At 64.9% G+C, this 12,285-nt stretch carries 11 protein-coding genes and 1 tRNA gene; 7 read left to right on the top strand and 5 right to left on the bottom strand.

Going from position 1 to position 12,285, the window contains the following annotated elements:
• Positions 1-144: 144 nt before the first annotated feature.
• The 5 genes from QFZ33_RS16490 to aceE all read right to left on the bottom strand — a co-directional run bounded on the left by QFZ33_RS16490 (position 145) and on the right by aceE (position 6,777).
• Complete coding sequence (locus QFZ33_RS16490; protein WP_190602322.1) at positions 145-390, bottom strand: acyl carrier protein; 246 nt, start codon at positions 388-390, stop codon at positions 145-147.
• A gap of 81 nt (positions 391-471) precedes the next feature.
• Positions 472-1,533, bottom strand: a complete 1,062-nt coding sequence (locus tag QFZ33_RS16485; RefSeq protein ID WP_307029196.1) for a beta-ketoacyl-ACP synthase III — start codon at positions 1,531-1,533, stop codon at positions 472-474.
• Entirely contained in the window at positions 1,530-2,459 is a 930-nt protein-coding gene (locus tag QFZ33_RS16480; protein ID WP_307029194.1) for an ACP S-malonyltransferase, read from the bottom strand. The genes QFZ33_RS16485 and QFZ33_RS16480 overlap by 4 nt, the downstream gene beginning before the upstream one ends.
• Positions 2,460-2,547: 88 nt before the next feature.
• On the bottom strand, positions 2,548-3,792 hold the full coding sequence (locus tag QFZ33_RS16475) for a PucR family transcriptional regulator (protein WP_307029192.1): 1,245 nt from the start codon (positions 3,790-3,792) through the stop codon (positions 2,548-2,550).
• A gap of 243 nt (positions 3,793-4,035) precedes the next feature.
• A complete protein-coding gene (gene aceE / locus QFZ33_RS16470; protein WP_307029190.1) occupies positions 4,036-6,777 on the bottom strand; it encodes a pyruvate dehydrogenase (acetyl-transferring), homodimeric type in 2,742 nt (913 codons plus the stop codon).
• A gap of 368 nt (positions 6,778-7,145) precedes the next feature.
• On the opposite strand from aceE, the gene QFZ33_RS16465 reads away from it, so the two are divergent.
• The 7 genes from QFZ33_RS16465 to QFZ33_RS16435 all read left to right on the top strand — a co-directional run bounded on the left by QFZ33_RS16465 (position 7,146) and on the right by QFZ33_RS16435 (position 12,188).
• The gene (locus tag QFZ33_RS16465) at positions 7,146-7,565 is read left to right on the top strand and encodes a DUF3052 domain-containing protein (RefSeq protein WP_214848426.1); all 420 of its coding nucleotides are present in this window, start codon (positions 7,146-7,148) and stop codon (positions 7,563-7,565) included.
• Positions 7,562-8,065: a peroxiredoxin gene (locus QFZ33_RS16460; RefSeq protein WP_307029188.1), complete on the top strand. Its 504-nt coding sequence runs from the start codon at positions 7,562-7,564 to the stop codon at positions 8,063-8,065. Before QFZ33_RS16465 ends, QFZ33_RS16460 begins: the two co-directional genes overlap by 4 nt.
• 16 nt (positions 8,066-8,081) lie before the next feature.
• A complete protein-coding gene (locus QFZ33_RS16455; RefSeq protein ID WP_307029186.1) occupies positions 8,082-9,020 on the top strand; it encodes an NAD-dependent protein deacetylase in 939 nt (312 codons plus the stop codon).
• 71 nt (positions 9,021-9,091) lie between these two features.
• Positions 9,092-9,164, top strand: a tRNA-Val gene (locus tag QFZ33_RS16450).
• A gap of 87 nt (positions 9,165-9,251) precedes the next feature.
• A complete protein-coding gene (locus tag QFZ33_RS16445) occupies positions 9,252-9,572 on the top strand; it encodes a hypothetical protein (RefSeq protein WP_307029184.1) in 321 nt (106 codons plus the stop codon).
• Between the two features lie 339 nt (positions 9,573-9,911).
• Entirely contained in the window at positions 9,912-10,709 is a 798-nt protein-coding gene (locus QFZ33_RS16440) for an IclR family transcriptional regulator (protein WP_307029183.1), read from the top strand.
• Positions 10,710-10,838: 129 nt separating this feature from the next.
• A complete protein-coding gene (locus QFZ33_RS16435; RefSeq protein ID WP_373427288.1) occupies positions 10,839-12,188 on the top strand; it encodes an MFS transporter in 1,350 nt (449 codons plus the stop codon).
• Positions 12,189-12,285 lie beyond the last annotated feature (97 nt).

Raw genomic sequence — 12,285 nt, 5'->3', positions numbered from 1 at the left:
GGGGGGGCGTGCGGGGAGTCTGCAAAAATTTAAGGGTGGTGCATCGGCTGGCCGGTCCGGAAAGGTGTCCGGCCCGGCCAGCCGGGTTCAGCCGTGAGGGCTGGAGCCTGTAGAGGCTGGTGCCAATGAAGGCGGGTGTCCTACTTACGCCTGGGCGCCGGAGATGAAGTCCACGGCGTCGCCGACGGTCTTGAGGTTCTTAACCTCTTCGTCGGGGATGCGGACGCCGAACTTCTCTTCGGCGTTGACGACGATGGTCATCATGGAGATGGAGTCGATGTCCAGGTCCTCAGTGAAGGACTTGTCCAGCTCGACGGCCTCGGGGGCCAGGCCGGTCTCTTCGTTGACGATTTCAGCCAGTCCGGCCAGGATCTCTTCGTTGCTAGCCATTGATGGCTCCTTTTCTTGTTATTGCCGGCACGGGATGCCGGAAATGGGCAAACCGCGGTTGCGGCTTGGTGATCGGAATTGCTACGGAAGGACAATTACCTGGGCGCCGAAGACCAGTCCGGCGCCGAAGCCAATCTGCAGGGCCAGTCCGCCGCTCAGTGCGGGGTTTTCCTGGAGCAGGCGGTGTGTAGCCAGGGGGATCGATGCCGCCGAGGTGTTACCGGCATCGGCGATGTCACGCGCCACGGTAACGGTTTCGGGGAGCTTGAGCTTCTTGACCATCTCATCGATGATCCGCATGTTCGCCTGGTGCGGAATGAAGGCCACCAGGTCCTCGGCCTGGACGCCGGCGGCTTCCAGCGCCTGCTGGGCAACCTTGGCCATTTCCCAGACCGCCCAGCGGAACACCGTCTGGCCGTCCTGGCGGAGGGTCGGGTAGAGCTCCTGCGCCTCTTCGAGGAGCGCGAGGTCACCGGTGGAGTCGGACCGGCGTGCGGCCATGCCAAGGTCGCGGACGTCCAGCATGGAGCGGGTCATGCCGATGGCATCCCACTTGCTGCCGTCCGATCCCCACACCGACGGAGCGATGCCGGGGGTGTCCGACGGGCCGATGACAACGGCCCCGGCGCCGTCACCCAGCAGGAACGAGATCGTGCGTTCACGGTTATCGATGACGTCGGAGAGCTTTTCCGCGCCGACAACGAGCACGTAGTTGGCGGCCCCCGAACGGACCAGCGCATCGCCCTGGGCCACGCCGTAGCAGTAGCCGGCGCAGGCAGCGGAGATGTCGAAGGCAGGGGCAGGCGTGGCGCCCAGCCGGTCGGCGAGGCTTGCGGCGGCCGAGGGCGTGGCGTACGGGTGGGTCACCGTGGAGACGATAACGGCGCCGAGCTGGGATGCCTCGATCCCTGCCTTCTGCATGGCCTCACGGGCGGCACCCTCGGCCATGTCGATCACGCTGACGTCGGCGGGTGCGCGGTGGCGGGTGACGATACCGGTACGCTGGCGGATCCACTCGTCGGAGGAATCGATCCATTGGCACACATCCTCATTAGTGACCAGGACGTCGGGGCGGTAAGCACCGATGCCCAGGATCCGGGTGTGCTCGTTGAGCGGGGACTGCTTCAGTACCGGCGTGCTCATGCCTGTCCTTCCAGTTCTGCGAAGAGTGCAAGGGCCGCGGACAGGTCGTCCGGCGTTTTGACAGCAACAGTCTTTACGCCCGGCATGCCCCGCTTGGCCAGTCCGGCCAGGGTACCCGCCGGCGCGAGTTCAATGACCCCGGTGACTCCGCGGTTCACGAGGGTCTCCATGCACAGGTCCCAGCGGACCGGACGCGAGACCTGGGCGATCAGGCTGTCGACGGCGGCGGTGCCCGCGGTGACCTCGCGGCCGTCGAAGTTGGACAGCAGCGGCACGGCGGGTGCCTGCGGCTGCAGCTCCGGGCGGAGCGCCTCGAGTGCGCTCACCGCGGGAGCCATGTGTGAGGTGTGGAATGCGCCGGCGACCTTCAGCGGAATCACGCGCGCCTTGGCCGGCGGATTCTCGGCCAGGGCCTTGAGCTGTTCGAAGGTGCCCGCGGCGACGGTCTGGCCCGCGCCGTTGACGTTTGCGGGCGTTGCGCCGGCGGCCTCGATGGCGGCGAGGACCTCGGCGGGGTCGCCACCCACCACGGCGCTCATGCCGGTGGGGGTGACGGCAGCGGCCGCGGCCATGCTGTTGGCGCGTTCGCGCACAAACGCCATGGCTTCCTTTTCGGTGAGCACGCCGGCCAGCGCGGACGCCGTGATCTCGCCCACCGAATGTCCCGCCAGGATGACCGGCAGCGTGCTGAGTTCGACATCGAACAGCGACTTGGCGGCCACCAGCCCCGCCGCCACGATGAGCGGCTGCGCGACGGCAGTGTCCTTGATGGTTTCCTCGTCAGAGGTGGTCCCGTGCGCAGTGAGGTCGATACCTGCAATTTCGCTCAGGGAGGCCAGATGGCCTGCTACGGAAGGCAGTTCCAGCCACGGGGCCAGGAAACCGGGGGTCTGTGAGCCCTGTCCAGGGCAGACGATTGCAAGCACGTATCCAGCTTTCCAAATTACCGGGTGATTCATTGGTGTTTGCGTACACCAACCTCACGGGGTCAGATTGTAGGAAGTCTACAACGGTTCAGTTAGTGTTCCGCGCGGCAACACGCTCGACGGCGGGCTTCGGGGGAGTGGAAAGCCGCCCCACCACAAGGGCCGCCTGCAGCACGAACGCCTCCCGGGGGAGCAGCGGATCCCAGCCGGTCACGTCACAAACACGCTTGAGCCGGTACCGCACAGTGTTGGCGTGGACGAAGAGTTCACGCGCTGTGGCCTCGAGTGAATGCCCCAGCTCCAGGTAGGTGCCGAGCGTTTCCACCAGCCCGTTCGACGCCGCGAGGAGCGGCCGGTAGATGTTCTTCACCAGCGACCGCCGGGCGGCGTCGTCCCCGGAAATGACCCGTTCCGGGAGGAGATCGTCGGCCGCCACCGGGCGCGGAGCGGCGGGCCATGCCCGTGCGGCGGTGAGCCCGGCGAAGGCGGACTGCGCCGAGCTGCTGGCTTCCAGCAGGGAGCTGGCCTCCGCTCCGTAAACCACCGGACCGGGCGCGAACATCTCGCTGAGCTTCACATACGCGGTCTCCCGGTCGTGCACGCCGCCCAGGATCAGGATGAGGCGGTCGCCCTGGATGCCTACGAGGGCATCCTCCGCGTACCGGCCTGCCATGCGGCGCAGTTCGCTCACGTAGCTGGCGCTGGGTTCCGACGGCGAGTTGCCCACCATCACGGTGAAGCGTTCCTGCGCCTTCCAGCCGAGCGCGGCGATCCTGGAGCGCAGCGCGTCGGTGTTCTCACCGCGCAGGATGGCGTCCACGATCAGGGCTTCGAGCCGCGTGTCCCAGGACCCCCGGGATTCCGCGGCCCGGGCGTACACGTCGGCGGCGGCAAACGCCACTTCCCGCGAGTACCTGAGGACTGCTTCGCGCAGGGAAGGCTGGTCCGCTTCGGGAGCGATCACCGGAACCTGGTCCTCCACCACTTCCACGACGATCCGGATGAGCTGAAGCGCCTTCTGCAGGCTGATGGACCGGGTCAGTTCCGTCGGGGCGGTACCGAAAACGTCGGAAAGGATCCAGGACGGGGAACTGGGGCGCTCATACCAGGTGACGAATGCGGCGATGCCGTTCTGCGCCACCAGTCCCAGCGCGGAGCGCTCGTCGGAACTGAGCCGGCTGTACCACGGCAGCGATTTCTCCAGCTGGCGCATGGTGGTGGTGGACAACTGGCCGACGCTGGCCCTGAGCTTTTTCAGGGTCTCCGTCTTCTCCGGAGTCATGGTCCGGGAGGACGGTTTGCGCGGTGCAGGGGCGGGGGACGGCTCGGGCATGATTCGAGCATACGGTGCCTGCGGGACAAGCTCCATTTTGTGCAAAGGCTACAACTGGGGTTGTGCTGCGTCACAACCCTTCCGGCGCTTCCGGAAGCACCCCAAACGACGACGGCGGTCCCCACCGTGGGTGGGGACCGCCGTCGTTCCTCTGAAGAGGAGGAGTTCGCTGGTTGAGCTTGTCGAAACCCGGGTTTCAACAGCTCAACCAGCGGCCCGTTCGTACAGGCTCAAGAAGCCGAGTTAGGACTCGCCTCCGGCGTTGCCCGTGGTGCCGGCGTTCACGTTGAGCAGGCGGTACTTCTCGATGGCCTGCGCCGGTGCCTGTCCGTCGACCTCACCCTTGGCTGCGAGCAGCTGCAGGGTCTTCACAACGACGGAGTGGATGTCGTTCTTGAAGAAGCGGCGGGCGGCGGCGCGGGTGTCGGAGAAGCCGAAACCGTCGGCGCCCAGGGTGGCGAACTCGTTCGGGACGAACTGCCGGATCTGGTCCGGGACGGCCTTCATGTAGTCCGAGACGGCTACGACGGGGCCCTGGGCACCTTCGAGCTGTTTGGTGACGAACGGTTGGCGGGCTTCCTTGCCGGGGTTGAGGAAGGCTTCCTCTTCGGCGGCGAGGCCGTCGCGGCGCAGTTCGTTCCAGGAGGTGACGGACCAGACGTCGGCGGAGACGCCCCAGTCTTCGGCAAGGATCCGCTGGGCTTCGAGTGCCCAGGGGACGGAGACGCCGGAGGCGAGGATCTGGCTCTTGGGGCCTTCGGTGCTGGAGGCCGCGAGCTTGTAGATGCCCTTGAGGACGCCTTCGACGTCGAGGTTCTCCGGTTCCGCGGGCTGGACGATCGGCTCGTTGTACACAGTGAGGTAGTACATGAGGTTCCGGTCGGTGGAGTCGTGCCCGTACATGCGTTCGAGGCCATCACGGACGATGTGGCCCATTTCGTAGCCGTAGGCGGGGTCGTACGTGACCACTGCCGGGTTGGTGGAGGCCAGCAGCGGGGAGTGCCCATCGGCGTGCTGGAGGCCTTCGCCGGTGAGGGTGGTCCGTCCGGCGGTGGCGCCGATGATAAACCCGCGGGTCATCTGGTCGGCGGCGGCCCAGAAGGCGTCGCCGGTGCGCTGGAAGCCGAACATGGAGTAGAACACGTAGACCGGGACCAGGGGAACGCCGTGGGTGGCGTAGGCGGTGCCGGCGGCGGTGAAGGCTGCCACGGCGCCGGCTTCGTTGATGCCGGGGTGGATCAGCTGGCCCTGGGCGGATTCCTTGTAGGCCAGGACCAGGTCCCGGTCCACCGAAAGGTAGTTCTGGCCCTTGGGGTTGTAGATCTTCGCCGTCGGGAAGAACGCGTCCATGCCGAACGTGCGGGCCTCATCCGGGATGATCGGCGCGATGTGCTTGCCGAAGTTCTTATCCCGCATCAGGTCCTTGAGCAGGCGGACGAACGCCATGGTGGTGGCGGCCTGCTGCTTGCCCGAACCGCGCTTGGCGACCTCGTAGGTCTTCGCCTCGGGAAGCTCGATGTCCGAGTGCTTCGAGCGCCGTTCCGGAACGGAACCGCCGAGGGCGGCGCGGCGCTCGAGCAGGTACTTGATTTCCGGGGCGTCCGTGCCCGGGTGGAAGTACGGAGGACGGTACGGGTCCTTCTCCAGCTGCTCATCCGTGACCGGGATCCGCAGGTGGTCGCGGAACTTCTTCAGGTCGTCCAGGGTGAGTTTTTTCATCTGGTGGGTGGCGTTGCGGCCTTCGAAGTGCGGGCCCAGTCCGTAGCCCTTGACCGTTTTGGCCAGGATCACGGTGGGTTTGCCCTTGAATTCGGTCGCTGCCTTGTACGCGGCGTAGACCTTGCGGTAGTCGTGCCCGCCGCGCTTGAGGTTCCAGATCTCGTCGTCGGTCAGGTCGGCGACGAGGTCCTTGGTGTGGGGGTCCTTGCCGAAGAAGTGTTCGCGGACGAACCCGCCGGATTCGGCCTTGTAGGTCTGGTAGTCCCCGTCCGGGGTTTCGTTCATGATCTTCACCAGCGACCCGTCGGTGTCGCGGGTGAGCAGGTCATCCCATTCCCGGCCCCAGACGACCTTGATCACGTTCCAGCCCGCGCCGCGGAAGAACGCCTCGAGTTCCTGCATGATTTTGCCGTTGCCGCGCACCGGCCCGTCCAGGCGCTGGAGGTTGCAGTTGATCACGAAGTTCAGGTTGTCCAGGTTCTCGTTCGCGGCGAGCTGGAGCAGGCCGCGGGACTCGGGCTCGTCCATTTCGCCGTCGCCCAGGAACGCCCAGACCTGCTGGTCGGCGGTGTCTTTCAGGCCCCGGTTGTGCAGGTACCGGTTGGACTGGGCCTGGTAGATCGCGTTCATCGGGCCGATGCCCATCGAGACGGTCGGGAATTCCCAGAAGTGCGGCATCAGCCGCGGGTGCGGGTAGGAGGAGAGCGCGTGGCCTTCCTTGGACTTTTCCTGCCGGAACCCGTCCAGGTCCTCCTCACTGAGGCGGCCTTCCATGAACGCGCGGGCGTACATGCCCGGGGACGCGTGGCCCTGGAAGAACACCTGGTCCCCGCCGCCCGGGTGGTCCTTGCCGCGGAAGAAGTGGTTGAACCCGACCTCGTACAGGGTCGCGGCGCCGGCGTAGGTGGAGATGTGTCCGCCCACCCCGATCTCGGGCCGCTGCGCCCGGTGCACCATCACCGCGGCGTTCCAGCGCATGTACGCCCGGTACCGGCGCTCGTACTCCTCGTTGCCCGGGAACTCTGCTTCCTGGTCCACCGGGATCGTGTTCACATAATCCGTGGTGGTCACCATCGGAACCCCGACGCTCTGCGCGCCGGCACGCTGCAGGAGACTGCGCATGATGTATTGGGCACGCTCCGTGCCCTGTTCCCTGATCAGCGCATCCAGGGACTCAACCCACTCGGCGGTCTCTTCCGGATCACGATCAGGCAGCTGGTTAGTCAACCCGCTGAGGATATGGGAGGTATCTTCTCCTGCAGCCACGTCCAACCTCTCTTTGCGCGCATTCACCGGCGCACTCAGGTCCGGCAGGGTAGCTGCCCGGCGTGAACGCGTCGTGTGCGTCATATCGGTTACAACAGCCCGGTCATGTGCGCCGGGCAGGGTTCTATCTCGTGTGTTTGACTGCCTATTCGTTGGGGGCGGTCGCCCCTCTAGGCATAGTTGTCAACAGTCACTGTAGCTCTGACGGCCTGCCGATGCGTAGCCGCGCTTGAACCTCCTGCCCTATTTGACCGTCATACTTGTTGTGTGACGCACAATAAGCCGCACCGCGGCGCCCCTAGCTTGAAGCGCACGCCCAAAGGGTGTTGGCTTGGAGTAATCGAAATCACCATGCACAGGAGGAACACGTGAGCGAGGCCGACGCCGCCACTTCGGTAAATGTGGCGGAAAAATTGGGTTTCAAGGATGGGGATCTGATTCAGGAGTTCGGTTACGACGACGACGTCGACCTCGACTTGCGTGACGACATAGAGGATCTGACGGGGTCAGAGCTTCTGGATGAGGACGATCACGACGTCGTTGACGCCGTGATCTTCTGGTGGCGGGACGGCGACGGAGACCTAGTGGACACGCTGGTCGACTCGCTGACGACGCTCACCGAGGGCGGCGTGGTGTGGGTCCTCACGCCGAAGTCCGGACGTACCGGATATGTCTCGCCCTCCGACATCCAGGACGCGGCACCCACCGCCGGGCTGCACTGCACCACGTCCGCGGGCGTTTCCAAGGACTGGAGCGCCACGCGCCTGGTCACCAGGAAGAACAAGTGACCGGACAGGCCGCCGTCGCATCGGCGGACCTGGCCGGAGTGCCTGAGGTCGGGCAGCAGGCGCCGGACTTCACCCTGGTCAATCAGTTTGGTGAGCCCGTCCGGCTTGCCGACTTCCGCGGACGCAACGTGGTGGTTGTTTTCTACCCCTTCGCGTTCTCCGGCATCTGCACAGGCGAGCTCTGCGAGATCAGGGACAATCTGGCCGTCTTCGAACATGCCGACGCCGAGGTACTCGCGGTCTCGGTGGACAGTAAGTTCGCCCTCCGGGCGTATGCCGAGCAGGAAGGCTACGGCTTCAGCCTGTTGGCCGACTTCTGGCCGCACGGCGCCGTAGCGGGGAAGTACGGTGTGTTCGACGAGGAAAGCGGAATGGCACGGCGCGGAACGTTCATCATCGACGCCGGCGGAACGGTCCGCTACGTCGTTGTGAATCCGCGGGGCCAGGCCCGTGACCTCACCGAATATCGCCGCGTTCTGGCAGAACTGGCCCAGGGCTAGGCGTCAGGGCCAGCCCATGGATCAGCGGCGGACTGGCATCGGTCTGACAGGCTTCGCCAGTCTGCCTACTGCTCCGCCCGCGGAGTCATCGGCCGGCGACCTCGAAGTGCTGGGCGGGATCCGCGACGTGCTGTCCGGGCTGCCCCTGGCGCTTCTGACTGGGGCCGGGCTCAGTACCGACTCCGGCATACCGGATTACCGCGGACCGGATTCGCCCCCGCGCTCACCCATGACCTACCAGGAGTTTGTGGGTGAGGCGGCAAACCGGCAGCGCTATTGGGCCCGCAACCACATCGGCTGGTCCCATCTGAGGCGGGCCAACCCCAATGCCGGCCACGCCGCCGTCGCCGTCCTGGAGCAGCGTGGGCTCCTGACCGGACTGATCACCCAGAACGTGGACCGCCTCCACGAGGACGCCGGCAGTGTCAACGTGGTGGACCTTCACGGACGCTTCGACCAGGTGATTTGCCTGGAGTGTCGCCGCACGTACTCACGGCAGCTGCTCGCAAAGGTTCTGGAGGAGCTGAATCCGGACTTCCTTGACCATGCCATGAAGTCCGGACTTGTCGAGATGGCTCCCGATGCCGACGCCACAGTGGAGGACCTGCGACTGATCCGGAGCTTTGTGGTTGCCCGCTGCCCAGCGTGCGGCGGCGACTTGAAGCCGGACTTTGTCTATTTCGGCGAAAACGTCCCCAAGGACCGCGTAGAGCGCGCCTACGCAATGGTGGATGAAGCCGAAGCCCTGCTTGTTGCCGGTTCCTCACTCAGTGTCATGAGCGGGCTGCGGTTTGTCCGTCATGCTGCCAAGGAAGGCAAGCCCGTTGTCATCATCAACCGTGGCCACACGCGAGGCGATGAGCTCGCCACGATCAAGCTGGAGGCCGGGGTCGGTGAGTCCCTCGCCTGGCTGGCAGATGAATTGCCCCCGCTCGCTATGGCCAGACCCGATTAGCGTTTGCGGGCACTGGTCGGGTAGAGTCTATGTTCGTTGGTTGGAGCGCTTCGGTGCGAAAACCTTTCTTTGGGTCTTTAGCTCAGCTGGTAGAGCGCCACGTTTACACCGTGGATGTCATCGGTTCGATCCCGGTAGGACCCACCTTGAAAACCCCGTTTGACCAAGCCCTCGAGCTAGGTCAGGCGGGGTTTTGTGTTTAATGTCTGCGCCCGGCAATAACCTGCGGGCATGGAATACGTACTTGTGAGGACTGCTGCTGACGGGCAGCCGGGGGCTGTCATCCGCGGCGGCCAGGAATGGACGGTGGGCGCGGAACCGCTGCGGTGGTTTGAACGCGTCAGCTGGTGGGAGGCGGAGCGCCGGATGCCGCTGGGACTTAGCCGCGTTGACGTCGAAGTGTGGCGGCTGCAGACGCGGCTGGGGCGAAACGCGGGATCGGCGCTGACCACCATGGAGATCATCCGCGATGGGCTCGGCGGCGGGTGGAGACTGCGGAGCGTGGTAGCGGACAATACCGCCGCGGACAACGCCGTTGCGAATGCGGCCTGAGCAGCAGGCATCACAGCGAGGAAAGCTTGAGAACCAGAAAGGCCTGAATCATAAAGGGCCCGGAAATTGGATAAGCCTTCCACCGCGACTATTGGGGGATGCCGCGGTGGAAGGCTTGAAATTGAATATACCGTGAACATTCGGAAACACGAAACCATTAGGAAGGTTGCTTCCAGTGCTCCTTTTGCGCGTGGTTGACTAAGCAGGCCTGCAGCGGTTGCCGCCCAGCCAGTATGATGGTAGGTGTTCAGTTGACTGGACGTTTGGCATCGTCGCCGGTGTTCGAGCGCGATGCAGTCTGCCGACCCCGCTGTCTGAGCGCGTACCGAAAGGAGAATCATGGCCGATTCCCGCACCCCCAAAGCCAATGACGGATTGGGTAGCGCGTCGCCGGCGCCCGCTGTCACGCGAGCCGCCGCCGTCCTGGAGTCGCTCGCGGCGTCCGCCACTGGCCGGCTTACCCTCAGTGACCTCGCCCGGGACCTCGGAATCCCCAAGTCTTCCACCTCCAACCTGCTGCTGGCCCTCGAGGAGGCCAGACTCATCAGCAGGCAGGGCGCCGAGTACACGCTGGGGCGCAAGCTCGTTGAATTGGGCGCCGCCTACCTGAGCCGGCTCGATGAAGTCCAGGAGTTTTACCGTTTCTGCGAGCAGGCGCCCACGCTGTCAGGCGAAACAGTGCGCATTGCCATGCTGGACGGCGCCAACGTCATCTACCTGGCGCGCTACGAGGGCCATCCGGCCGTCCGCCTGACATCCAATATCGGCGACAAGATGCCGGTGTCCCTCTGCGCCGTGGGCAAAGCACTGATCGCCCGGCTTCATGACCACGACATCAATGCCATGTTCGCTGACGATACGGAGCTTCCTGTGCTGACGCCCAAGTCACTGCGCACGGGAGCGGAGCTCAAGGCTCAGGTGGAGAAGATCCGCGAGCAGGGTTATGCGTTTGAAGATGAGGAATCCACCACGGGCGTGGTCTGCCTCGCTGTGACTGTACCTACGCGGGGAGCGCATGGCCCCAGCCTTGGCTTGTCCGTCACGGCACTGAAGGCGACCTACTCACAGGAGCAGGGCGCGCAGATGGTCAAAGAGCTGAACGAGCTGGCGAGATCCCTCGGCAACCCCATGGGTTAAGCAGGGATCCCCGGGCTATTGGCTAGCTGTTCATCATGTTGTACTCTGTTCAATATAGTGACCGACGCAATAGTGGTGTCGCTACTCACCAGGCCAACGGGGGCCTGGAGTGTCTTTGAGGGAGTGCTAGTGACAACTCGTACTGATTCACCGCTGGCTGATGCGGGCGGCGCCGTCGTCGAACCGGAACAGCTGCGAAGGGCAACACTTGCCAGCTCCGTGGGCTCCGCTCTGGAGTACTACGACTTCTACATCTACGGCCTGGCTTCGGCCCTCATCTTCGGGCCGCTGTTCTTCAAGCCGCTCGGCGATGAGGGTGCGCTGATCGCCTCATTCGCCACCTACGGTGTGGGCTTCGCTGCCCGGCCGTTCGGCGGCATCGTCTTCGGGTACATCGGAGACCGCTTCGGCCGGAAAATGGTGCTGATCCTGACCATCGGGCTGATGGGTGCCGCAAGCTTCGCGATCGGCCTGCTGCCGACATTCGAGCAGGCCGGTATGCTCGGCGCGGTGCTCCTGGTGATCCTCCGGATCGTCCAGGGCCTCGGTGCCGGCGCGGAGCAGGCCGGCGCTACGACGCTGATCTCCGAAGTGGCCCCGCCCCGCCGTCGTGGTTTCTTTGCCTCACTGCCTTTCGTAGGGATCCAGCTGGGCACCCTCCTGGGCGCCGGCACCTTCGCTCTCATCGCCACGGCGGACAAGGCCGTCCTCGAGGGCTGGCTCTGGCGTGTGCCCTTCCTGGCCAGCGTGATCCTGATCGCCATTGCCGTGTTCATCCGCCTGCGGCTCAAGGAAACCCCGGTGTTCCAGGAGCTGGCGAAACACAAGAACGTCGTCAAGAACCCGGTGGGCCAGCTCTGGAAGCACTCCAAGAAGAACGTCCTGGTGGGCATCGGCCTGCGCATGGGCGAGAACGGTAATTCCTCCATTTATTCGGCGCTCCTGGTGGCGTTCCTGGCAGCCCCGGCGGGCGTTTTTCCCGGCGACAAGTTCATTGGCCCGGTGGGTCTCCTGATCGCCGCCGGTTTTGCCGCCGTCATGGTGGTCACATTCGGTGCGCTGTCCGACCGCTTCGGCCGCGTCCCCGTCTACCGCTACGGCGCCCTCTTCCAGGCTGTCATCGCCTTCCCGGCGTTCTACCTCGTGACCCTTGGCAACGTGACCCTGGTGTGGGTTGTCATGGTGGTTGGCATCGCCCTCGGCGTGCAGTCCATGCTGGGACCGCAGTGCCCCCTGCTGCCTGAACTGTTTGGATCGCAGTACCGGTTCACGGGTGTCGCCATGGCCCGTGAACTCTCCGCCGTGATGGCGGGCGGCCTGGTTCCGCTGGTGGGAGCGGCACTGCTCGCCGCCACCGGCTACTCCTGGCTGGTCCTGGCGGTTTACTCGCTGGTCCTTGCCCTCATCTCCTTCGTGAGTACCTTCTTCACTCCGGAAACAAAGGGCCGCGACCTGGTGCTCATCGAGGACGCCCGCTAGAAGCCATGCAGGTAGAGCACACAGCGTAGAGCACACAGCGCGAACGTACACTTGCGGCCCATCCCCGACGGGGCGGGCCGCAAGTGTACGTTCGCGC

It is taken from the genome of Arthrobacter globiformis (genome assembly GCF_030815865.1).
Taxonomy (GTDB): domain Bacteria; phylum Actinomycetota; class Actinomycetes; order Actinomycetales; family Micrococcaceae; genus Arthrobacter; species Arthrobacter globiformis_B.
Note: the sequence above shows the minus strand (reverse complement) of the source record. Positions and strands in the feature narration are given on the sequence as shown.